The organism is Streptomyces daliensis, assembly GCF_054782395.1.
Map to the genome: position 1 here is coordinate 143418 of NZ_BAAGSO010000106.1, position 22647 is coordinate 166064.

The window sequence follows — 22647 nt, forward strand, 5'->3', positions numbered from 1 at the left end:
GTGGGAGGTGGTGCGGTGGGGTGTCCCCGCAGGTCGAGCAAGTCACCGGCGGGAAGCCGTAAACGAGACCTTCACGCCGAGGAGACACCCCGGCGCGGCGCCGACCCCCACCACACACGGGCCCCATAACCACGGTCGAAACCCGGAATCACGCGGCGCCAGCCGCGACGCACCGTCACCACACGCCGCGCCGTAGCCACCGGCCCGCACCCGGAAACGGCGCCCCGCCACCCCCTGCGTGAAGCGGCACAAAAATCAGCGCGGGACCCTACGGCACCCACCACACCGGCCAGCCGTCCCGCGCAACACCCCCGACGCACGAAGCACCCTCGTTTCCTTCCGCACCCCGCGAAGGGGTTCGCATGGGCATGATGTTTAATTGCGAGGCATTCGCAATAACAGTTGATTATCAGCAGGGATGTGTGACGCATGACGGCCCGGACGGTACGGACAGTCGCCGCGAGTGCGACGGCAGCGGTGGTGCTGGCGGGCGCCGGGGCGTGCTCGGCGCCGGGCGGCGACGGCGCGGGCGGCGGCGTGGGCGCCGAGGACGCGGTGACCGTCGGCGTGGCCCAGGAGCCCGAGACCCTCAGCCCGCTGCTCGGCTACGGCAAGGAGGGCAACTCGAAGATCTTCGACGGGCTGCTCACCCACGACGCCGACATGAAGCTCAAGCCGGCGCTGGCCACCGGCCTGCCCGAGGTCGGCGACGGCGGCAAGACATACACGTACACCCTCCGCGAGGGCGTGAAGTTCAGCGACGGCACCCCCTTCACCGCCGATGACGTGGTCTTCACGTACGAGACCATCCTCGACAAGAAGACCAACAACGCCTCCAAGAGCGAGCTGGACGCCCTCGACAGCGTCAAGGCCGACGGCGACCACAAGGTCGTCTTCCGGCTGAAGTACCCCTACGCGGCCTTCGCCGAGCGCACCGTCCTGCCCATCGCGTCCAAGAAGGCGGCGAGCGGCCAGGACGTCAACTCGGGCCCGTACAACACCAAGCCGGTCGGCACGGGCCCGTACGTGCTCACCGGCTGGCGCAAGGGCGAGAAGCTCAGCTTCAAGGCCAACCCCCGCTACTGGGGCGGCGCGCCGAAGGTGAAGCGGTTCACCGTCGCCGTCATCGAGGACGACGACGTGCGCGCCACCCGCCTCCGCTCCGGCGATCTCGACGGCGCGATCCTGCCGCCCAACCTCGCCAAGTCCTTCAAGGGCGACAGCGGCAAGCGCACCCTGAACGCCAAGACCGCCGACTACCGCGCCGTCACCCTCCCCACGGGCAACAAGGTGACGGGCGACACCGACATCCGCCGCGCCCTCGACCTCGCCGTCGACCGCGACGCCATGGTCAAGTCCATCCTCAACGGCGCGGGCAAGCCCGCCTACGGCCCGCTGCCCACCGACAGCCCCTGGTTCGCCAAGGGCACCGAGCGCGCGCACGACCTCTCCGCCGCGAAGAAGCTCCTCGACAAGGCGGGCTGGAAGCCGGGCGAGGACGGCATCCGCGAGAAGGACGGCGAGCGCGCCGCGTTCACCCTCTGGTACTTCTCCGGCGACAAGCTCCGTCAGGACCACGCCCTCGCCTACGCCTCCGACGCCAAGAAGGCGGGCATCGACGTCAAGGTGCAGGCGGGCAGCCGCGAGGTCATCCAGCCCAAGCTGAAGCACGACGCGATGCTCGCGGGCAACGGCTTCCCCGCCGACCCGGACTTCGACCTCTACCCGACGCTGCACTCGTCGCAGGCGGGCGACGGCTGGAACAACATGGCGTACTACGACAACAAGACCGTCGACGAGGCCCTGGACAAGGCCCGCCGCAGCCGCGACGAGGACACCCGCGCCACGGCGTACGACACGGTGCAGAAGGAGCTGGCGAAGAACCCCGGCTACACCTTCCTGGACCACATCGACCACGTCTACGTCGTCGGCGACGGTTGGCAGAACCTCACCACGCAGGTCGAGCCGCACGACCACGGCCTCGGCGCCGGCCCCTGGTGGAACGTCGAGGACTGGCAGCGCGAGAAGTGACGGCAGCGGTACGGGAGGGGACGGTACGCGAGGCGGCGGTGGCCCGGCGCGCCCCGGGTGGCCGCCGCTCGCTCAAGGGCCCGGCGGCCCGGCTCGTGGGACGGCGCCTGCTGGCGGCCGTGCCGGTGCTGGCCGCCGTCACCTTCGGCGTCTTCGCCGTCGCGGCGGCCTCCCCGTTCGACCCCGTGCAGCAGTACGCGGGCTCCGCCGGGCTCAACGCCTCGCAGGAGACCCTCGACCAGTTGCGGCGCAACCTCGGCGTCGACGGCCCCTTCACCGAGCGCTGGTGGCACTGGGTCACCTCCGCGCTCCACGGCGACCTGGGCGACTCGACCGCGCTGCGCCAGCCGGTGGCCCAGGTCATCGGCGAACGGCTGGGCTGGTCCGTCCTGCTGTGCGCGGTCGGCTTCGCGCTGGCGGTGCTCGCCGGCACCCTGCTCGGGGTCGCGGCGGCCCGCCGCCGGGGCGGTCTCCTCGACCGTACGGTCACCTCCGCCGCCTACACGCTGGAGGCCGCGCCCCCGTTCTGGCTCGGACTGCTGGGCATCTGGCTGTTCGCGCTCCAGCTGGGCGTGCTTCCGGCGGGCGGCCTCACCGACACCGGGAGCGACACGGTCACGGCGGGCGCCCTCGTCCGGCACCTCGCACTGCCAGCGGCCGTGCTGGCGGCCTCCCAGCTCCCGTGGTTCCTGCTGTACGTGCGGCAGGGCGTCGTGGACGCGCTGGAGGAGGACCCGGTGCGCGGCGCGCGGGCGAGGGGGCTGCGCGAGCGCACCGTACTGCTGGGGCACGCGCTGCGCTCGGGGCTGCTGCCGGTGCTGACCCTGATCGGGTCGCGGGTGCCTGAGCTGATCACGGGGGCGCTGCTCGTCGAGACGGTGTTCAGCTGGCCCGGCATCGCCTCGGCGACCGTCGAGGCCGCCACGTCGACGGACTTTCCCCTGCTCGCGGCCCTCACGACGCTCGCCACGGTCGCGGTGCTCGCCGGGAACCTGCTCTCCGACCTGCTGTACGGGCTGGCCGACCCCCGCGTGGCGCTGGAGGAGCTGTGAAGGCGCGAGAGCGTACGGCGGAGGCGACGACGGACGTGGGCGCGAGCGGGGATTCGGGTGCCGGGGAGGCGCGGGGCCCGTGGCGGAGTGCCGCGCGTGGGCGCGGCGGCTTCCGGCGGACGGCTCGCGACGGTTCCGGAACCGGCCTCGGCTCCGGCTCGGGTGCCGCCCGGCTGCGCGGGTCCGCGCTGCTCGTCGCCGCGATCGTCCTCGCCGTCCTCCTCGTGCCGCCGCTCTTCCCGCTGGACGAGCAGGCCGTCGACCTCGCGGCGAAGCTGCGGCCACCGTCCTGGGCCCACCCCTTCGGCACCGACGACAACGGCCGCGACGTGCTGCTGCGCTGCGTCTACGGGCTGCGGGTCTCGCTGCTCGTCGGCGTCGTCGCCGCGCTCGTCGCGACGGTCATCGGCACCGCCGTCGGCTCGCTGGCCGGGGCGCTGGGCGGTCGGGCCGACCGGCTGGTGATGCGCGTCGTGGACGTCTTCTCCTCCGTGCCGCACCTGCTCCTGGGCATCTTCATCGTGGCCATGTTCCGGCCCGGCGTCTGGCCCGTGGTGGTCTCGGTGGCGCTCACGCACTGGCTGTCCACGGCGCGGATCGTGCGGGCCCAGGTGCTGTCGCTGCGGTCGCGCCCGTACATCGACGCGGCCGTCTCCGGCGGTGCCTCGCGGCTGCGCGTCGCGGTGCGCCATCTGCTGCCGGGGGTGCTGCCGCAGGCGGGGCTCGCCGCCGTGCTGATGGTGCCGCACGCCATCTGGCACGAGTCCGCGCTGTCCTTCCTCGGGCTCGGGCTGCCCACGCACCGGGCCAGCCTCGGCAACATGATCCAGGACGCGCGCGGCACGCTGCTCGCGGGCGACTGGTGGCCGACCCTCTTCCCCGGTCTCTTCATCATCGTGCCCACGCTCGCCATCGCGGCGCTCGCGGGCGCCTGGCGCGAGCGGATCGACCCGCGCCGCCGATCGGAGCTGATGCTATGAGTGCCGAAGCAGTGAGTGCCGAAGCAGTGAGTGCCGACCTCCCGCTGTTGTCCGTACGGGACCTGTCCGTGCGCTTCCGGATGCGCGGCGGCGGACACGTCGCGGCCGTCTCCGGCGTCTCCTTCGACCTCGCGCCGGGCGAGTGCCTCGCGCTGGTCGGCGAGAGCGGCTGCGGCAAGTCCGTGCTGGCCTCCGCGCTGCTGGGGCTGCTCCCCGGCAACGCGGAGACCCGTGGCGCGGCGCTGCTGGCCGGCCGCACCGACGACGCGGGTACGGCCGACGGTGCCGCCGTCGGCCCCGGCGCCATCGACCTGCTCACCGCCGACGAGCGCACCCTCGCCCGTACGGTACGGGGCCGTCGCGTCGGGCTCGTACCGCAGAGCCCGGCCGGGCACCTCACGCCCGTGCGGACGGTACGGGCCCAACTGGAGGAGACCGTGCGGGAGCTGACCGGCCCCCGCGCCCCCGCCTCTGCCCCCGCGCGTGCCCGCACCCGCGCCCGCTCCCGGGCCCGTGCCCGTCGCGCCGAGCTGGCGCGCGCGGCCGAGGCGGCGGCCGAGCGGGCCGCCTTCCCCGCCGACCACCTCGACCGCTACCCGCACCAGCTCTCCGGCGGCCTCGCCCAGCGCGCCGCGACGGCGCTGGCGCTGGTCGGGGACGCGCCGCTGCTCGTCGCCGACGAGCCGACCACGGGCCTGGACCGCGATCTGGTGGAGCGCACGGCGGACGAGCTGCGCGGGCACGCCGACGAGGGGCGGGGCCTGCTGATCATCACGCACGACCTGTCGGCCGCCGAGCGCATCGCCGACCGGGTCGCCGTGATGTACGCGGGCCGCGTCGTCGAACTCGCGGAGGCGCGGCCGTTCTTCGGCGCGCCCGGACCCCGGCACCCGTACGCGCGGGGCCTGCTCGACGCGCTGCCCGAGCGCGCGTTCCGGCCGATCCCCGGCATGCCGCCCGAACTCGGCGACCTCCCCGACGGCTGCGCCTTCGCGCCCCGCTGCGCGCGGGCCTCGGACGTCTGCGCCGCCGTCCCCGCGCTCACCGGGGGCGTGGCCTGCCACCACGCGCCGGACGTGGACCCGGCACCGGGCTCCGGCCCCGGCCCCGAGCCGGAGGCCGCCCTTCACGAGGCCGTCCCGCACGAGGTCTCCCCGCGCGACACCGCCCCGCACGAAGCCGATGTGGACGCCACCCATGCTTGAACTGCGCGACGTCACCGCCGGATACGACCGCCGCGCCCCCGTGCTGCGCGAGGTCTCCCTGACCGTCCCCGACGGGGGCTCCGTGGGCCTTCTCGGGCCCAGCGGGTGTGGCAAGTCCACGCTCGCGAGGGTCGCTGCACTGCTCCACCGCCCCTACGCGGGCACCGTACGCCTCGGCGGCGAGCCCGCCAGGGGCTGGCGGCACCGGGCGCCGCGCGCCCAGCGCACCGCCGTCGGCGTCGTCTTCCAGCAGCCCCGCATGGCGGCCGACCCACGGCTCACCCTCGCCGACCTGATCGCCGAGCCGCTGCGCGCCACGGGCGCCCCCTCAGCCGGGACGCCCTCCCGCGTCGGCGGGCTGGCCGAGTCCGTGGGGCTGGGCGGCGACCTGCTGTCCCGGCGCCCGCACGAGGTCAGCGACGGACAGCTCCAGCGCGCCTGCCTCGCCCGTGCCCTCGTGCTGCGGCCACGGCTGCTGGTCTGCGACGAGATGACCGCGATGCTCGACGCCTCGACGACGGCGGCGCTGGTCGCGGTCGTCGAGGAGTACCGGAGGGAGAGCGGCGCCGCGCTGCTCGCCGTCGGGCACGACCGGACCCTGCTGGAGCGCTGGTGCGACCGTACGGTCGAGCACGCCGCGCTGTCCGCCGCCGCGGCGGCTGGTCGCACGACGAGCCCTCACCGCTGTCGGGCCGACGCTGCGACGGGCCGGGAGCCGTGAGGAGGGGCGAACGTTGACAGTATTGGAGCGCTGTGCCCAAGATGCCGGAGCCTGCGGGAGCGGGCAAATTCCGCCGCTCGCCAGCATAAAACCCTAGGTCAGCTCCTGTGGTCCCCGCGCATGCGGGGATGGTCCCCGGGCGCTGCGGGCACTGCGGCCCCCGCGTATGCGGGGTGGTCCCGCCCAGTGGCGCCGCATCCGCGACACCGGCCCGTGGTCCCCGCACTGCGGGGCTTCGCTTCGCACCCGGCCCCCCTCCGTGCCCAGACCACCCCGCACGCCGCGCTGGCGAGTGACACTGGAGGGAGAGGAGGTAAGCAGCATGGCTGGTCATCGGCAGGGAGACGAGCCCGTGACCGCGCGCAGCGCGCTGCGGCTGCGCCTGCTGCTGGCGTCGCTGTTCACGCCGGTCTTCCTCGCGGGCACGGCGGTGTTCTGGTACTGGACGGCGCACAGCGGCCCGCACGACGCGCCCTCCAGCGGCTCGCTGCGCACCCTGACGCTGATCTCCGCCGCGCTCGCGCTGTTCGCGCTCGTGGACCTCGTGGTCGTCCTGGTGCGGCGCCGACGCGAGCGGCGGAACGGGGAAGCGGACGAAGCGAACGGGGCAGGAGGAGACCGCGTCAGATCTTGACGCCCTTGCCCCGCAGATACGCGAGGGGGTCGATGTCGGTGCCGTAGCCGGGGCCCGTACGCACCTCGAAGTGCAGGTGCGGGCCCGTGGAGTTCCCCGTCGAGCCCGAGCGCCCGACGCGCTGCCCTGTGTCAACGGACTGGCCCGCGCGTACGGAGATCGCCGACAGGTGCGCGTACTGGCTGTACTTGCCGTCGGCGTGGCGCAGCACCACCTGGTAGCCGTACGAGTCGGCCCACCCGGCGGAGACGACCTTGCCGCTGGTGACGGCCTTCACCGTCGTGCCGGTGGGGACGGGGAAGTCGACGCCCGTGTGGTACCCGGACGACCAACTGCTGCCCGAGGCGCGGTACGGCGTGCTCGGGGAGACCCCGCTGACCGGCGCCGTCGCGGACGAGGACGAACCCGCCTTCTTGTCCTGCGCCTTGGCAGCGGACTTGGACGCGCTCTTGGACTCGCTCTTCGGCTTCGCCGCCTTCTCGGCTTTGTCGGCCTTCCCGGATTTCTCGGGTTTCTCGGTCTTCTCCGGCTTCTTGGCCGTGCCCGAGGAGGACCCCGACGCCTTCGGGGCCTTCTCCGCCGCGCCGGTCAGGCGCAGGTCCTGGCCGGGGAGGATCAGGTCCGGGTCGTCGCCGACGGTCGAGCGGTTGCGCTCGTAGAGCCCCTGCCAGCCGCCCTCCACCGAGCGGGCCTCCGCGATGCCGGAGAGGCTGTCGCCGCTGACGACCTCGTACGTCGTCGGCTGCTTCGCGCGGTCCGCCTTGGCCTGCCTGGCCCGTTCCGCGCGTGCCTTCGCGTCCGTACGGGCCCGCTCCTCGGCCTTCTCCTCCTGGGCCCTGGCCTTCGCGGACTTCGAAGCGGAGTCCGACTTCGGCTCGGACGCGGACTTGGACTTCGACTCGGACGCGGCCTTGGCGGCCTTCTGCCCGCTGTCAGGATCGGCGCTGCCGCGGCTGAGCCCGGCCCGGGGCCCGCAGGTGGGCCAGGCGCCGGGGCCCTGGCCTTCTAACACCTTCTCGGCGACGGCTATCTGCTCGCTCTTCGTGGCGAGGTCGGCGCGCGCCGCGTAGGCCGTGCCGCCGTACGCGCGCCACGTGCTCTGCGAGAACTGGAGCCCGCCGTAGTAGCCGTTGCCCGTGTTGATGTCCCACTTGTTGCCGCTCTCGCAGGCCGCCACCTTGTTCCACGTCTCGACGGGCGCGGCCTGCGCGAAGTGGGCCCCCACCAGGGGGATGGCGAGGCCCGCGCCCCCCGCGGTGACCCTCATCGAGGCGCGTGTGACAGTGCTGGGCCTGTGGCGGCGGTGGCGTCCCCGAGCGGTCATAGCCGGAACCTCCGGTCAAGTGGCGCGCAGTGATGGGCGTGCCGGGCGCGCCCACGATAGAGGCGCCCCGAAGAAGGTCACAAGGGCTCACAGCGGCTTACCGGAGTCCCGCACTCCCGCTCCGTGACGCGCCCCCTGGCGGGTTACGTGGTGCGCCCGTGGTGCCCGAGCCGCACGCCCTCCCACGGCAGTGCGCGTACCTCGGGGTCGGTGCCACGCGCGGCCCCGGCGCGCTCCGGCGCGGGCTCGATGACGGGCCGCTTCTCCCCGGCGTGCTCCATGCGGCGCAGCAGCGCCTCGCGCAGCGCTTCGGCGACCTGCCGGTGCGAGGTGAGGCCCGCCAGGTTCGTCAGCTCGTACGGGTCGGCGTCCAGGTCGTACAGCTCGGACTCCGTGTAGCGGTCGGCGCCCGGCTCGTTCCAGGGGTCGGCTTCCGGGGCGCGTACCGCGTACTTCCAGCGGGCGGTGCGCACGGCGCGGCCCACGTGGGACTCGCTGATCTGGATGAACACCTCCTCGGGGCGCCCCGGATCGTCGCCGCCCCCGACCAGCGGCAGCAGCGAGCGCCCCTGCACGCTCGCGGGCACCGGCACCCCTGCTGCCTCCATCAGCGTCGGCACGAGGTCGAGGGTGCTCACCGGGCGACGTATCCGCCCGCCGCCCGTGAAGCCGGGCCCTGTCAGCGCGAGGGGCACGCGGACGGACGCCTCGTGCGCCGAGCGCTTGAACTCGTCGTTGCGGGTGCGGAAGTGCGAGCCGTGGTCCGAGGTCCACGCGAGCACCGTGCGGTCCGTAAGGCCCATGCTGCGCAGCGCGTCCCGCAGCCGCCCGAGCCCCTCGTCGAGCCGCTTGACCTGGCCGAGGTAGCCGCCGAGGTGGCGGTGCGGGCCGCCGTCCGACGCGCCGTGCGCGAGCGCGGCCAGGTCGGGCGGCAGCCAGGTGCCCGCGTAGCGCTCGGCGTAGCCCTCGGGCGCCGGGTGGTCGCCGGTGGCGTTCTGGTGGTGCGGTTCGAGGAGGGAGACGAACAGCAGGAAGGGCCGCTCGTCCTCGCCGTGATCGGCGACGAAGCGGATGGCGGCGTCGAAGAGCGCGTCGGAGCGGTAGCCGGGCAGCCGGACGGGCTCGCCGTCCTCGTCGTGGAGCACGGTGCGGTATGCGTCCGAGGTGAACTCCAGCAGCTCGCTGGCCAGCCAGTGCGTGTACCCCATGCGGTAAGCGGCGGGTACGGGCCCGTCGCCGCCCGCCTCGGCGGCCAGATGCCACTTGCCGAGGTAGCCGGTGGTGTATCCGGCGGCGAGGAACGACGAGGCCAGCGTGGGCAGTTCGCGGTCGGGCGCGAGCCCGTTGCGGAAGACGCCCGTGGCCGTCGGCCAGCGCCCCGTCTGGAGCGCGGCCCGCGCGGGCGCGCACACCGGCTGCGGCGTGATGGCGTGCTCGACGTGGGTGCCCGCGCGGGCCATGCGGTCGAACTCCGGGGTGACGTCGGCGGGGTTGCCGTGCACGCCCGTGGTGTCCCAGCGCTGCTGGTCGGTGAGGACGACGATGACGTGCGGGGCTTCGGTGTGCGGGGCGCCGATGTGCGGCGCTTCCGTGTGCGGTGCGTCGGCGTGCGGGGAGGCTGTGCCGGGGCGCGGCGCGCCCGTCACAGCTCGAAGCCGCGGTCGCGTGCCCGCCGGTGCGCCGCCTGATCGGCCACGGACTCCTCCAGATAGACCTCGCACACCAGGTGCCCGGAGCCCGACATGTTGTGCTCCAGTTCGTACAGGCTGATCTCGCTGCCGTCGGCGAGGAGGAAGGCGTGCTCGTACACGGAGCACCACACGTGCCAGGCGTGTGCCGGGGCGTGCGGCTGGGGCATGTGCAGGATCTCGTGGCCCCTGGCCGTGGCGAGCAGCCGCAGCACCTCGTCGCCCGGCCGGTCCGGGTTCTCCGCGCGGCGCAGGAGGCGGCGGGCGTGCTCGGGGGAGTCGCCCTCGCCGTAGGCGCGGCGCCGGTGCGGGCCCCGCGCGGTGCCGGTCAGGAAGTCGAACGAGATGCGGCCCGGACCGCCGCCGCCGGAGCGGTGGCGGGTGCCCGGCTCCTCGTCGCCGTCGTCCCACGCGTCCCGGCCCTCGTGCGCCTCGTGCGCCTCGTGTGCTTCGTATGCCGCATGACCCTCATGATCCATGTGCCCGTGGTGGCCGCCCGGGACATCGCCGTCGTCCGTGAAGTCCTCGCCGTCCCAGGGCGCGTGCCCGCCGCCCGCGCCCGGGATGCCGTCGCCCATCAGCCGGTGGACGCGGCGCTCGGCCAGCCGCAGCGACCCCTCGGTCTCGTAGACCTCGTACAGCCGCCGCCCGTCGCCCTCCTCGCTGTCGTACCGCAGCTCCCACAGCAGCTCGCTGCTGCCGTCGGAGAGCAGGAAGATGTGCCGGAAGCTGCTGCAACGCAGCGTCGGCGGCGGGGTGTTGCGGTGGCGCCAGCCATTCAGCTCGACCTGGCACAGGACCGCGTCCCCGAGCCGCGCCAGCGCGCTGTCGGAGACGTCGAACGGGTTCAGGGCGCGTGCCAGCAGCCCGTCCAGATGCAGGGCAGGCGCCATCAGCTCTGTTCCCTCGCTCATCGCGGATCCCTCCCGGTGTGCAGCAACCGACTGTTCCCCGCGGGCACACACCGTAGCGCCGTGGCAGCGGAACGGGGGCGGAAACGAGGGTTTCCGGAACGCGGAAGAACCGGTATGTGCGGGCCTGTTGGGGCGCCGACCTGCCGGAAGAGGCAGGGGCGCGGCCCGTCGGGCGTGTAAGTGCGAGGTGACACGGTGCCCTTCTTTGTGGATGACTCGCGGATAAACGGGAACCACAGAGTGGATACGAACAACAGAACGGTTCACGAGTGGTCGACAGAGCGGCCCAGAAGGGAGCGCGGCCATGACGACGCTGCCCGTCGGCTACGAGTCGTACTGGATGCTCTCCGCCGCGGGCGCACCCCACCCGCCGCTCGCCCCGGACAGCGTGACCGAGGCCGACACCGTCGTCGTCGGCGGCGGGATCGCGGGACTCTCGGTCGCGTGGGAGCTGACGAGGGCGGGGCAGCGCGTGATCGTCCTGGAGTCCGACCGCGTGGCCGCCGGGGTCACGGGCCACACCACGGCCAAGGTCTCCGCGCTGCACGGCCTGATCTACGCCCACCTGCGCGCCACCAAGGGCGAGGAGGGCGCGGAGCTGTACGCGCGCTCGCAGCAGCAGGCCGTCGAGCATCTGGCGGACGTGGCACGGGAGTTGGGCGTCGAGTGCGAGCTGGAGCGCGTCCCCGCCTACACCTACGTCGACTCCCCGTACCACGAGGACGAGATCCGCGCCGAGGCCGAGGCGGCGGCCGAGGCCGGGCTGCCCGCCGCCTATGTGACCGACACCGGGCTGCCGTTCCCCGTGCACGCCGCCGTGCGCGTGGCGGACCAGGCCCAGTTCCACCCCCGCAAGTACCTGCTGGCGCTCGCCGAGGACCTGGTGCGCCGCGGCGGGCGCATCCACGAGCGCACCCGCGTCACCGGACTCGACGAGGGCACACCCTGCCGGGTCACGGCGGAGAACGGCGCCGAGGTGGTCGCCCGCGATGTCGTCGTCGCCACCCACTACCCCGTCTTCGACCGCGCGCTGATGTTCTCCCGGCTGGCGCCGCGCCGCGAACTGGTCGTCTCCGCGATGCTCCCCGAGGAGCGGGACCCGGGCGGCTGCTATCTGACGCCCGAGCGCGGCACCCGCTCGGTGCGCACCGCGCCCTACCCGTTCCGCGACGGGCACCGGCTGCTCATCGTCACCGGCGAGAAGTTCGCCCCCGGCATGCCCGGCATCGGCTCGGTGAGCGCGGGCTACGAACGGCTCGCCGCCTGGACGTACGAGCACTTCCCCGAGGCACGCCTCATGCACCGCTGGGCGACGCAGGACAACGAGACGGCCGACCGCGTGCCCTACATCGGGAGTTTCCACCCCGCCTCCCAGCACGCCTGGGTCGCCGCCGGGTTCGGCGGCTGGGGCATGGCCAGCGGCGTGCTGTCGGGGCAACTGCTGACCGCGCTCCTCACCGGGGACGAGCCCCCGCCGTGGGCGCGGCTGTACGACCCGTGCAGGCTCAGGCCGCGGGAGGCGCCCGCGATGCTGCGCATGCAGTCGGCCGTCGCGCGGCGCTTCGTGGGCGACCGGCTGCGCTCGTCCTACGTCGACTCCGTCGAGGACATCGCGCCCGGCACCGGCGCCATCGTGCGCATCCAGGGGCGGCGCTGCGCCGTGCACCGCACCCCGGAGGGCGAGGTGCGCGCGCTGTCGCCGCGCTGCACCCATCTGGGCTGCCTGGTGCGCTTCAACGACGCCGAGTGCGCGTGGGAGTGCCCCTGCCACGGGTCGCGCTTCGGCATCGAGGGCGAGGTCATCCAGGGGCCAGCCACCCGGCCGCTGGAGCGGCGCGAGGAGTACGAGTGACGGTACGGGTGACAGCGCGGTGAGCGTGGCGCTTGCCCGCGTGAAGAATACGAATGACCGATCGGCCGTTGACCTGCCCGGGTGAGCCGGGCGGGCCAGGGGCCCCGATGAACCGCGGGCGGGAGCGCGGGCGTGCCTAGCATGCGGCACGACCGTTCCGCGGAGGTGCTCTTGCCCGTGACCCCCCTCTCCCGTGTCCACCCGCGCGTCCCCCTCACCGGCGCCCGCGCCGCGCGTCCCCGCCGGTTCGTCCTCGCGGCGGCACTCTGTGCGGCGCTCACGTGCGGCGCGGCGACGGACGCGGGCGGTACGGGCCCCGGCGTGGCACCCTCCCGCGCCGGGGCCCCCGTCCCCGTCCCCGCTGCCGCTGCCGTGCCCGCAGCCGCACCCGGCGAGGAGTCCAGGCCCGCGCGAGGACCCGGGCTGAACGTCCTCCTCATGGGCATCGACAGGCGCCGCGGCCTCTCCCCGGACACCAAGGACGCGCTGCACGTCAACGGGAAGGAGTGCGACTGCACCGATGTGATGATGCTGATGCACATCTCCGAGGACCGTCGGCACGTGCGCGTGGTGAGCATCCCGCGCGACTCGTACGTGGGCTTCGCGCGGCACGACGACACCGCGCTGCTCGCCGGTGCCGCCGGCGCTTACGGCGGGGAGAAGGCGCGCGAGACGGACGGGCGGCCCGCCGACACCCGCCACCCCGGCAAGATCAACAGCGCCTTCGCGCACGGCGGCCCCCGCCTCGCGGCACGCACCGTCGAGCGGGCCACGGGGGTACGCGTCGACCACTGGGCGCTCACCGACTTCGCCGGTTTCGTCGAGGCCGTCGACGACCTCGGCGGCGCCGGGGTGTGCGCGGACAAGCCGATGCGGGACAAGAACGCGGGGCTCGAGCTGGCGGCGGGCGCCCACTGGCTCGACGGGCGCCAGGCCCTGCGCTACGTCCGCGCCCGCCATGTCTCCCCGCCCGGCGACCTGGGCAGGGTGCGCCGTCAGCAGCACCTGCTGGGCCGGATGCTGACGGCGCTGACACGCGCGACGGCGGACGACCCGGCGGCGCTCGCGCGCACAGCCCTCGCGCTGCGCCGCTCCGTGCGCGCCGACGAGGGCCTGACGGCGGCGAAGCTGATGTCGCTGGGGCGGCAGTTGCGCGGACTCACCGCGCGGCGTACCGAGTTCGCGACCGTGCCCATGGCGGAGTTCGACCACCGGGTGCCCGTCTGGGGCTCCACGCTGCTGTGGGACGGGCCGCGCGCCAGGGCCCTCTTCGCCGATCTGCGCGCAGACCGCCCGCTGACCGGCAACCCGCAGACCTCGCCGAAGGACGGGGTGCGCCCCATCGCGGTGGAGCCGGGGAAGGTGCGGGTCGAGGGCGACGGCGACGCCGCGGCGCGCGTGGCACGGGGCCTGCGCGACAACGGCTTCCGCGTCCTCGACGGCCAGAGCGGCCAGGAGGGGCAGGGGGAGGGCTCCGGTACGCGCGGCCCGACGCGGATCGTCCACGAACCCCACCGCGAGCGCGACGCGCAGGCACTGGCCGCCGCGCTGCCCGGCGCCGTCCTCCAGGCCGAGCGGGGACACGCGCCCGAGCCGACCGTGCGCGTGGGCACGGAGGGCACCGAGGTCGCCCCGGTCGTCTTCGACCGCAGCAGCGTCGAGGGCGCCCCCGTCACCGGCGACCGCCTCGGCTGCGGAGGGGCCCAGGAGGACACGGGGAAGGACACGGGCCGGGGGTGATCCCGGGCTCCGGTCCCGGTCCCCGACTGGTCTCCGCCGCGTGGAGTGGCGGGCCCTCACCGCCGGTCGGCCGGTCCTCACAGCCAGGCCGGGTCGGTCTCCAGGGTGGTCAGGTCCAGACTGGCGAGGAGGTCGAACTGCGGGCCCGTCCTGGGCAGTTCGTGCCGGAAGAAGTAGCGCGCCGCCTGCCGCTTGCCCTGGTGGAAGGCGTCGTCCCCGTCTCCCGTGGCCAGGAACTGGCCGAGCCAGATCCACGCGACGACGGTGTGCCCGACCGCCTCCAGATAGACCGAGGCGTTGGCCAGCGCCGTCTCCGGGTCGCCGGTGGCCCACAGCTCCGCCGTGACCGTGGTCGCCCGCTCCCAGGCGGCGCGCAGCGCGTCCCCCAGCGTGGCGGCCTCGCCGCCCGCCTCGCGGGCGCGCTCCAGGGTCTCCCCGATGGCCTCGCCGAGCGCCGCCAGCCCGGCTCCGCCGTTCATGACGGCCTTGCGCCCGAGCAGGTCGAGGGCCTGGATGCCGTGGGTGCCCTCGTGGATGGGGTTGAGCCGGTTGTCGCGGTAGTGCTGCTCGACGTCGTACTCGCGGGTGTAGCCGTAGCCGCCGTGCACCTGGATGGCGAGGCTGTTGGCCTCCAGGCACCACTGCGAGGGCCAGCTCTTGGCGATCGGGGTCAGCACGTCCAGCAGCAGCCCCGCGCGGGCGCGCGCCTCCTCGGACTCGGCTGTCTGCTGCTCGTCGACGAGCCGGGAGCAGTACAGGAGCAGGGCCAGCGCGCCCTCCACGTAGGACTTCTGCGCGAGCAGCATCCGCCGCACGTCGGTGTGCTCGACGATGGGGACCTGCGGCGTCGACGGGTCCTTCGCGGCGAGGGGGCGGCCCTGGGGGCGCTCGCGCGCGTAGTCGAGTGACTTGAGGTAGCCGGTGTAGCCCAGGGCCATCGCGCCCGCGCCGACGCCGATGCGGGCGCCGTTCATCATGTGGAACATGTAGGCCAGCCCGCGGTGCGGTTCCCCGACGAGGTAGCCGACCGCGCCCGCCTCGCCGCCCGGACGGTGCGCTCCCTCGCCGAAGTTGAGCAGCGCGTTCGTCGTGCCGCGGTAGCCCATCTTGTGGTTGAGCCCGGCCGGTACGACGTCGTTGCGCTCGCCGAGCGAACCGTCGGCGTTCACCAGGTACTTGGGCACGATGAACAGGGACAGTCCCTTCACCCCGGGCGGTCCGCCGGGGATGCGGGCGAGGACGAGGTGGACGATGTTCTCGGCCAGTTCGTGGTCGCCGCCCGAGATCCACATCTTGCTGCCGGTGAGCCGGTACGTGCCGTCGTCCCTGGCCTCCGCCTTCGTCGCCACGTCGGCGAGCGAGGAGCCCGCCTGCGGCTCGGACAGGCACATCGTCCCGAAGAAGCGCCCGGCGAGCATGGGCCGTACGAAGGTGTCCACCTGCTCGCGGGAGCCGTGGGCGCACAGCAGCCTGGCGTTGCCGAGGGTGAGGAAGGGGTAGGCGGAGGTGCCGACGTTGGCCGCCTGGAAGAAGCTGAAGCAGGCCGTCGCCACCACCTGGGGCAGTTGCGCGCCGCCGAACTCCTCGTCCATGGGCGCGGCGAGGAGGTCGGACTTGGCGAAGGCTTCGAGCGCCTCCTTGACCTCGGGGATGGTGTGCACCCGCTCCCCGTCGAAGCGGGGCTCCTCCTGGTCGTTCTTCTTGTTGTGCGGCGCGAAGTGGTGGGTGGCGAGCTGTTCGCCGAGGTCGAGCACCGCGTCGAAGGTCTCGCGGGAGTGCTCGGCGTAGCGGGGGCGCCGCACCAGGTGCTCGGTGTCCAGCCAGTCGTACAGCAGGAAGTCGAGATCCCGGCGGGAGAGGAGGAGCGAGGGTGTGGCCATGGCGGATTTCCGATCCCGTTCGGCGGCGGCGGGCGCTGGGCGCTGGGCGCGCTGCGGCGTGCGGACACGCGGGGCTTCCGCGTGCACGTCTAAGCGCTTGCTTATCCTCAGTCGCGCCCGCCGTGCCTGTCAACGGTGGAACGGCGCGTGGGCCCGTTCCCCGCGCGCCACGGCTCGCCCGGCACCGCGCCGCGCACCCGCGCCCGCCCTCCCGGAACGGCCAGCGCCCTACGACCCCGTCGCCCCCCATGGCCCCGTCGCACCGGCCGAGGACGCGTGGTACGCGCCGCCGACGCCACCTCCGCCGCCCAGCCCGCGCCCCTGCGGCGGCCAGCTCCCGCCGCGCTCCGCGCTGCCAGGATCGTGCCCGGCCGCTGCCAGGCGGAGCTGCTGGGCGCGCAGCACCAGCTCCATCTCGAAGAGGGTCTCCGGGTCCTGGAGCCGGTCGCCGAGCAGGTCGTCGAGCTGCCGCAGCCGGTATCTGACGGTCTGCGGGTGGATCGCCAGCCGCTTCGCCACCTCGATCGTGTTGTGCCCGCACCGCAGCCAGGCCAGTAACGTCTCCGCGAGCCGGTGCCGGTGCGGCGCTCGCACCTGCTCCAGCGGGCCCATGTGCTGGTCGGCCAGCACGGCGAGCAGGGTCTCGTCGCGGAACAGCAGCAGCGTCGAGAGGTGGTCCTCGCAGCGGATCACGTCCTGGCGCGGGATGATCCCCCGCTGTGCCAGGTCCAGCGCCTCGGCGGCGAGCCGCGCCGAGCGGCTGCCGTCGGCCACCCCCACCGTCGGCCCGATCACCGCGCGCTGGCCCCGGAGCGCCAGCGAGACGGTACGGGCGCGCCCTGGGCCGTCCGGGTCGGGCACGACCATGCACACCGGGCGCCTGTCCGTGCGCACCAGCACCTCGGGCGGGGTGATCGGCCGCTCGGGCTCCCCGCCGTCCTCGCCCTCGCGGCTGTCCACCAGCACGACGGCCAGCCGCCTGGGCACCGTCCACTGCGCGGCGCGCGCGAGGTCCGAGATCGCCTCACAGGAGGCGGGCGGGTCGGCCACCAGGAGGTCGAGCAGCCGGTCCCGCCTGCGTTGCAGCTCACCCGCCGAGCGCAGCCGCGCCTCCGCGTAGCCTGCCGCGGTCGCCTCGATGATCTCGTCGAGGTGTACGAGCATCGCCTCGCCCAGCGAGACGAGCACGGTGCGCGGCAGCACGTCCTCGTCGCAGAGCACGCTGATGCGGCGCCAGGCGACCCGCGCTCCCATCCGCATCGCCTGCTGGAAGGAGTCCAGGCTGCGGCCCTCGTTCGCCTCGCCTCGGCCGATGTGGTGGTACGTCGCCGCGACGGTCTCCCAGCCGCCCTGCGGCTTGGCCATGCGGTCCAGGAGAAGCATCAGCGCCTGCTCGGCGCCCGTGCGGATGGTGCGGGTGTACATGTCGTCGTCAGGCCGCGCGTACTCCGGAATGCCCTGCTGGATCTCCTCGACGACATCGTCGATGAGCGCGCCGAGGTACGGCCTGAGCTGATCGGGGAGCTCGGGGGGGAAGTCACCGAACGGATCGTGGGGAACGTGGCTTCTGCTCACCGGTGTTGACGCTCCTTCCGGTACGGGGGAGGTCTGCTGCTGCCGGGAACATACCGCCGGGGGCGAGGGGTTTCCCCTTCATTACCGACGAGTTAAGTTTCTGCCCCTTGTCACCGTCGTACAGTCCGCCTGTTCCGTGGGGACAAGACGAGGCGCCCGCGGTCCTCCACCGTACGAAGCAGGAGCCGAGACCTGCGGAGGTGAGCGGACTGTGCGGACACGGACACGGACAGGGCCCCCGGCACCGGAACGCGAGCGCCCCTGGCACCGCTTCTACGCGCCGGGGGTACCGCGGGACGTGGCCGTGCCCGACGAGCCACTCACCGCGCTGCTCGACGGGAGCGCCGCGCGCCTGCCCCGCCGCACGGCCCTCGTCTTCTTCGGCCGCAGGACCCGCTACCGCGCGCTGCGCGGGGCCGTCGACCGCTGCGCCGCCGGGCTCCAGGGGCTCGGGGTGCGGCACGGCGACCGGGTGGCGCTGGTGCTGCCCAACTGCCCCCAGTTCGTGGTGGCGTTCTACGGCACGCTGCGGATCGGCGCCGTCGCCGTGCCCGTCAACCCGCTCTACACGCGGAGCGAACTGCGCCACCAGCTCGCCGACTCCGGCGCCGTCGCCGCCGTCGTCCACGACGGCGCCTTCCCCGCCGTCGACGCCGTACGGTCCGGGACCGCGCTGCGCCACGTGGTCACCGCCTCGCTGTTCCGCGAACTCCCGTGGTGGCTGCGGCTGTTGCTGCGCCTGCCGCTGGCCAGGGCGCGGGAGACGCGGGCCCGGGTGGACCCGGGCCTGCCGGAGGTGGGGGAGGGGGAGGCGCGCGCGATGACGTACGGCGAACTGCTCTCCTCGCACCCCGCACGCAAGGCCCCTTATCCGCCCGTGCGCCCCGGCAGCACCGCCGTGCTCCAGTACACCGGGGGCACCACGGGCACACCCAAGGGCGCGATGCTCAGCCACCGCAACCTCGTGGCCAACGCGTACCAGCTCAGAAGCTGGTACCCGGCGGCGCGCGACGGCCGCGAGACCGGCATCAGCGTGCTGCCCCTCTTCCACATCTACGGGCTCACCCTCGGCCTCAACGTCGGCCTGCTCGCGGGCGCCCGGCTGGTGCTGCTGCCCCTCTTCGACGCCGGGCTGCTGCTGCGCGCCGCACGCCGCTGGAAGCCGACGATGATGCCCGGAGTCCCGCCCCTCTACGACCAGTTGCTCGCCAGGTCCCCGGAGGAGCTGGAGGCGCTGGGCACCCTGCGGAGCTGCCTGTCAGGGGCGATGCGGCTGCCGCCCGAGACCGTCGACCGCTTCCGCGCGGCCACGGGCTGCGACCTCGTGGAGGGGTACGGGCTGACCGAGGCGGCGCCCGTCGTGCTCGCCAACCCGCTCAACGCCAACGCCCGCCCCGGCACCGTCGGCGTCCCGCTGCCCGGCACCGAGGTCCGCGTCGTGGACGAGGGCGACGCCACCCGCGTGCTGGGGTACGGCGAGGCGGGGGAGCTGGTGGTGCGAGGGCCGCAGGTCTTCGGCGGCTACTGGCGGGACCCGGAGGACACGGCCCGCGTGCTGCGCGACGGCTGGCTGCTCACGGGCGACATCGCCGTGATGAGCCCGGACGGCTATGTCACCGTCATCGACCGCAAGCGCGACGTCATCAACGCCAGCGGCTTCTCGGTCTTCCCCTCCGAGGTCGAGGACGTGCTGATGGCACACCCAGCCGTCGCCGAGGCGGCCGTGGTCGCGGCGCCCGACCCGTACCGGGGGGAGACCGTCAAGGCGTGCGTCGTCGTGCGCGAGGGCCGCTCGCTGACCGCCACGGCGCTGCGGGCACACGCCGCGCGGCACCTCACGGCCTACAAGGTGCCCAGGATCGTCGAGTTCAGGACGACACCGCTGCCGCGCAACCTGCTCGGGAAGGTGCTGCGCAGGGAGCTGCGGGACAGCGCCGAGGAGTGAGACGGGCGGTGGGCGGCCCTCCCGTACGCGCGTCGCTCACCCGGTGCCGCTACTCGGCGCCGTTACTCGACGACGACCTCCAGCGGCACCGACGTCACCGTCAGCCTCGGCACGCGCTTGACCAGCTCCAGCACGGCGGCCCGCTCCTCGCCCTGCCCGAAGCGGCCGAGCCAGTCCTCGGGCGTGTCGCTCTCGGTGGACAGGCTCAGCCCGTACAGATAGCGCCCCGGCAGGTCGGGCGCGTACGTGGTGAACGTCGTCAGGGGCAGGAAGCCGTGCCCCGTCGGGTCGAACGACTCGCCCGGCGCCAGCCGCCGGAAGTCCCCCGGGCGCAGCGGCCCCACCAGCGGGTCCTCGGGCGCCGGGGGACCGGCGACGGGCCGCCCGTCCCGCAGCACCGAGGGCAGGTAGCGCGGATAGCGCACGCCGTCCTCGGAGCCGTCCAGCACCCCGGCGGCCCACACCACGTCCCGCGAGGTGTTGCGCACCGTCACGGTGACGGGGACCTGCCGGCCCACGGGGTGTGCGCGGGCGGGGCCGTGCAGCGCGATCTCCAACACGTCCCCGCCGCCTCTCGGTCGTTCCGGCTCGGTCGTTACGGGCGCCACCGCACGGGAGCGGTCACGCGCCGGTCCGGGTGCTCACCGGTTCACCCGGCAACTTCTCACACGCTGGACCGTTCACCTGCCGTACTCGGCGACCAGGTGCGCCTTCGTCTCCTCCGCCTGGTCGCGGATGGTGTCCACGACCGGCCGGCTCAGGTGCTGCCCGGCGAAGTGCTCGGTCATCCGGTCCAGGACCGAGGTGGCCTGCTCCAGGTCGCCCTGCTTGGCCTCGGCGCGTGCGAGCCTGCGCATCACCATGTTGAGCGTGACGTTGTCGACGCCCGTCCCCTGGATGGATGCCTCGACCACCGGCTGGAGCTGCTGGATGCTCTCCTTGGTGTCAGCGGGACGCACCGTGAGGCCCTCCTTGCGCGGGGCCAGGCTCTTGAACTCGTGCTCCGCGTTCAGGCCCCTGACCATGCGAGGGAACACCGCGAGCGGGTGCTTGCCGTGCTGGTCGATGATCTGCTGGAGCGCCTCGTTGCCCGCCTTCAGCGAGGGCGAGTCCGAGCCCAGCAGCGCGAACAGCTTGCCCTGGTCCTCGCCCAGCATCAGCTCGGCCACCTGCTCGTCCGTGCGGCTCATCGGATGCCTGACCGTGGTGCGCAGCACGGGCGAGACCACGCGGGAGCCGTCCGAGGCGAGGTACATGGCGCGCAGTTCGTAGACGCCGGGCTGCTGGAAGTAGTGGCCTTCCTTCCCGTAGCCGATGTACGCGCTGCTGTAGACCGAGGGCCTGCCCGAGTGCAGCCGGACCGTCCGCTCCTCGTCCACGCACCGCCGCACCAGCGGACGGAACAGGACCACGCGCCCCGAGGGCTGCCGGATCGCGATGCTGACCAGGTCGTTGTTCGGGTGGAGGTAGCCGTGTGTCTCCGTGCCGCGCAGGTCCGTAGTCTCCAGCTTCAGCTCGACGACGGGCGGCTCGCCGAACTCGTAGGCCCGCTTGCCGCGCAGTTCGAGACGCAGCCCGGAGCGGTCCTCGATCGGCTCGTCGAACGCCTGCGGCTCGATCTCGGCGGCTCCGGTGCCGAAGGCGCTCGCGCCCATGATGACGTTCTTGTAGTAGCCGTGCCGCAGGTGCAGCAGCTCGTTGTTGGTGAACTGGAACGGGAAGTTCGCCCAGTAGGCCGTCTCGCCTGAGGCACCGCCGCCGCCCGGGTTGTAGTTCTGCGGGTAGTTCATCCACGAGAGGTCGCCGAAGCCCTGGTTGGGGCCGAGCGACGACGGGGGAGTGGCCAGGTTCTTCTGCCAGGAGTGCAGCAGGTTGAAGGCGTGCCCCAGTTCGTGCACGTACGTGCGCAGCGCCGCGCGCTGACGTGTGGCGTCAGCCCCGCTGATCAGGTCGTAGAAGACGGCGCAGCCCTGCCGCTGGTAGGAGTCGGCCGAGTCGAACATGATGCCCCGCACCCCGGCAAGACCCTCGTACTTGCTGGCGACCAGGAGCCAGACCTTCCACTGCGGGATGTTGCGCCACAGGCTGAAGTTGGTCTGCATGGCGCCGTGCAGCTCGCTGTCCGTCCAGCCGTTGGCGTTGTCGGCCAGCACGTTGGTCGCGCCGGACACCAGCAGTTCGAGACCGCACTCGGCGTAGGCGCGCGGCACGGTCAGCACCCGTGCCGCGCTGCCCGGAGGCTGCGGCAGGGAGCCGGTGTTGTACGAGACGAACGGGACCTTGCCCGTCACCGAGTCCTGCTCCCACGTCACCGTGCGGAAGTACGAGGAGGTGAACGGGCAGACGTAGCTGGCGCCCTTCTGGGTCGCCGAGCGGTAGAACGTCACCGTCGCCGAGGCGTGGGGCTGGGTCGTGGCGCGGCGCGGGATGACGACCTCGACGATCGGATAGCTGGCCGACCAGGTGAAGGTGCCCGTGCCCCGGAGGGTGGTCTGCGTGGCCGTGGTACTGACGGCGACGGTCTGGACCACGAACGAGCCGTAGTAGCTGGTGGTGCTGCCGCTCACGCTGAAGAAGTCGCCGCTGACCTTGCCGAGCGGGCGCCGGCCGTCGACGTCGACGCGCAGCTCCAGCTGGTAGCCGCCGCCTCCGCTGCGGTACCGGCCCCGGTTCAGGTGGTAGGCCGCGGCGGACTCGGCTGCGCCCGGGAAGTGGCCGCGCTCGACGTCGGGTGCTTCGGTGAGGGCGCTTCGGGCGGTGTCGGCGCCGTCGGCGGACTCCTCGCCCTGGCGGACGCCGTGACCGCTCTCGCCGGTCTCCGCCGTCCTGACCTGCTCGGGGAGGATGCCGCCGGGCTCGCCGGAGGTCACGGGTGCTTCGGATATGTCGCTGGCGCCTGCTGTGGGATCTTCGATGGCTGACGACATGATGGAGGGTCCTCCGCTCACCTGAATGCGTGATTCGGTGACGGCACGGACAGAACGCGCCGCCGGGCACCTGGCCGGCCAGGAGAACTTCTCAGAGCTTCCGTGCCTGGAAAGTCGCAGCACAGCAAGATCCTGTCAATGCGCGATATCGGTGATTTTTCCCGACTGAGATCGCGTCG

General features: G+C 73.4%; 16 protein-coding genes. 9 read left to right on the plus strand and 7 right to left on the minus strand.

Annotation, left to right across the window (positions count from 1 at the left end; all coding sequences use genetic code 11):
- Positions 1-429: 429 nt before the first annotated feature.
- The 6 genes from ACYVOO_RS28295 to ACYVOO_RS28320 all read left to right on the plus strand — a co-directional run bounded on the left by ACYVOO_RS28295 (position 430) and on the right by ACYVOO_RS28320 (position 6623).
- Entirely contained in the window at positions 430-2031 is a 1602-nt protein-coding gene (locus ACYVOO_RS28295) for an ABC transporter substrate-binding protein (RefSeq protein WP_461018539.1), read from the plus strand.
- A 38-nt stretch (positions 2032-2069) separates the two neighbouring features.
- Positions 2070-3083, plus strand: coding sequence for an ABC transporter permease (locus ACYVOO_RS28300; protein WP_461018778.1), 1014 nt, complete (start codon positions 2070-2072; stop codon positions 3081-3083).
- Between the two features lie 173 nt (positions 3084-3256).
- A complete protein-coding gene (locus ACYVOO_RS28305) occupies positions 3257-4063 on the plus strand; it encodes an ABC transporter permease (protein ID WP_461018779.1) in 807 nt (268 codons plus the stop codon).
- Complete coding sequence (locus ACYVOO_RS28310; RefSeq protein ID WP_461018540.1) at positions 4060-5268, plus strand: ABC transporter ATP-binding protein; 1209 nt, start codon at positions 4060-4062, stop codon at positions 5266-5268. The genes ACYVOO_RS28305 and ACYVOO_RS28310 overlap by 4 nt, the downstream gene beginning before the upstream one ends.
- Complete coding sequence (locus tag ACYVOO_RS28315) at positions 5261-5989, plus strand: ABC transporter ATP-binding protein (protein ID WP_461018541.1); 729 nt, start codon at positions 5261-5263, stop codon at positions 5987-5989. Before ACYVOO_RS28310 ends, ACYVOO_RS28315 begins: the two co-directional genes overlap by 8 nt.
- A gap of 352 nt (positions 5990-6341) precedes the next feature.
- Positions 6342-6623: a hypothetical protein gene (locus ACYVOO_RS28320; protein WP_461018542.1), complete on the plus strand. Its 282-nt coding sequence runs from the start codon at positions 6342-6344 to the stop codon at positions 6621-6623.
- On the opposite strand, the gene ACYVOO_RS28325 is transcribed toward ACYVOO_RS28320, so the two are convergent.
- The 3 genes from ACYVOO_RS28325 to ACYVOO_RS28335 all read right to left on the minus strand — a co-directional run bounded on the left by ACYVOO_RS28325 (position 6613) and on the right by ACYVOO_RS28335 (position 10549).
- The gene (locus ACYVOO_RS28325) at positions 6613-7947 is read right to left on the minus strand and encodes a transglycosylase family protein (RefSeq protein ID WP_461018543.1); all 1335 of its coding nucleotides are present in this window, start codon (positions 7945-7947) and stop codon (positions 6613-6615) included. The two genes, ACYVOO_RS28320 and ACYVOO_RS28325, sit on opposite strands and share 11 nt — an antisense overlap.
- 143 nt (positions 7948-8090) lie before the next feature.
- Complete coding sequence (locus tag ACYVOO_RS28330) at positions 8091-9593, minus strand: sulfatase-like hydrolase/transferase (protein WP_461018544.1); 1503 nt, start codon at positions 9591-9593, stop codon at positions 8091-8093.
- Positions 9590-10549: a DUF6227 family protein gene (locus tag ACYVOO_RS28335; protein ID WP_461018545.1), complete on the minus strand. Its 960-nt coding sequence runs from the start codon at positions 10547-10549 to the stop codon at positions 9590-9592. The genes ACYVOO_RS28330 and ACYVOO_RS28335 overlap by 4 nt, the downstream gene beginning before the upstream one ends.
- Positions 10550-10853: 304 nt before the next feature.
- Here ACYVOO_RS28335 and ACYVOO_RS28340 point away from each other — a divergent pair, with 304 nt between their 5' ends.
- Complete coding sequence (locus tag ACYVOO_RS28340; protein ID WP_461018546.1) at positions 10854-12401, plus strand: FAD-dependent oxidoreductase; 1548 nt, start codon at positions 10854-10856, stop codon at positions 12399-12401.
- 177 nt (positions 12402-12578) lie between these two features.
- Positions 12579-14141, plus strand: coding sequence for an LCP family protein (locus ACYVOO_RS28345; protein ID WP_461018547.1), 1563 nt, complete (start codon positions 12579-12581; stop codon positions 14139-14141).
- A gap of 77 nt (positions 14142-14218) precedes the next feature.
- Here ACYVOO_RS28345 and ACYVOO_RS28350 read toward each other — a convergent pair whose 3' ends face one another.
- On the minus strand, positions 14219-16021 hold the full coding sequence (locus ACYVOO_RS28350) for an acyl-CoA dehydrogenase (RefSeq protein ID WP_461018548.1): 1803 nt from the start codon (positions 16019-16021) through the stop codon (positions 14219-14221).
- Between the two features lie 228 nt (positions 16022-16249).
- Positions 16250-17596, minus strand: coding sequence for a PucR family transcriptional regulator (locus ACYVOO_RS28355; protein WP_461018549.1), 1347 nt, complete (start codon positions 17594-17596; stop codon positions 16250-16252).
- A 211-nt stretch (positions 17597-17807) separates the two neighbouring features.
- Here ACYVOO_RS28355 and ACYVOO_RS28360 point away from each other — a divergent pair, with 211 nt between their 5' ends.
- Entirely contained in the window at positions 17808-19541 is a 1734-nt protein-coding gene (locus tag ACYVOO_RS28360; protein ID WP_461018550.1) for an AMP-binding protein, read from the plus strand.
- Positions 19542-19603: 62 nt separating this feature from the next.
- Here the strand turns inward: ACYVOO_RS28360 and ACYVOO_RS28365 are convergent, their stop codons facing one another.
- Both ACYVOO_RS28365 and ACYVOO_RS28370 read right to left on the minus strand, forming a co-directional pair.
- Positions 19604-20101, minus strand: a complete 498-nt coding sequence (locus ACYVOO_RS28365; protein WP_461018551.1) for a hypothetical protein — start codon at positions 20099-20101, stop codon at positions 19604-19606.
- A gap of 120 nt (positions 20102-20221) precedes the next feature.
- Complete coding sequence (locus tag ACYVOO_RS28370) at positions 20222-22468, minus strand: hypothetical protein (protein ID WP_461018552.1); 2247 nt, start codon at positions 22466-22468, stop codon at positions 20222-20224.
- Between the last annotated feature and the right edge of the window lie 179 nt (positions 22469-22647).

Coding starts and splice junctions, on each gene's coding strand:
- ACYVOO_RS28350 (WP_461018548.1), bottom strand. CDS start 16,021: ATGGCCACACCCTCGCTCCTCCTCTCCCGCCGGGATCTCGACTTCCTG.
- ACYVOO_RS28340 (WP_461018546.1), top strand. CDS start 10,854: ATGACGACGCTGCCCGTCGGCTACGAGTCGTACTGGATGCTCTCCGCC.
- ACYVOO_RS28370 (WP_461018552.1), bottom strand. CDS start 22,468: ATGTCGTCAGCCATCGAAGATCCCACAGCAGGCGCCAGCGACATATCC.
- ACYVOO_RS28315 (WP_461018541.1), top strand. CDS start 5,261: ATGCTTGAACTGCGCGACGTCACCGCCGGATACGACCGCCGCGCCCCC.
- ACYVOO_RS28310 (WP_461018540.1), top strand. CDS start 4,060: ATGAGTGCCGAAGCAGTGAGTGCCGAAGCAGTGAGTGCCGACCTCCCG.
- ACYVOO_RS28335 (WP_461018545.1), bottom strand. CDS start 10,549: ATGAGCGAGGGAACAGAGCTGATGGCGCCTGCCCTGCATCTGGACGGG.
- ACYVOO_RS28295 (WP_461018539.1), top strand. CDS start 430: ATGACGGCCCGGACGGTACGGACAGTCGCCGCGAGTGCGACGGCAGCG.
- ACYVOO_RS28325 (WP_461018543.1), bottom strand. CDS start 7,947: ATGACCGCTCGGGGACGCCACCGCCGCCACAGGCCCAGCACTGTCACA.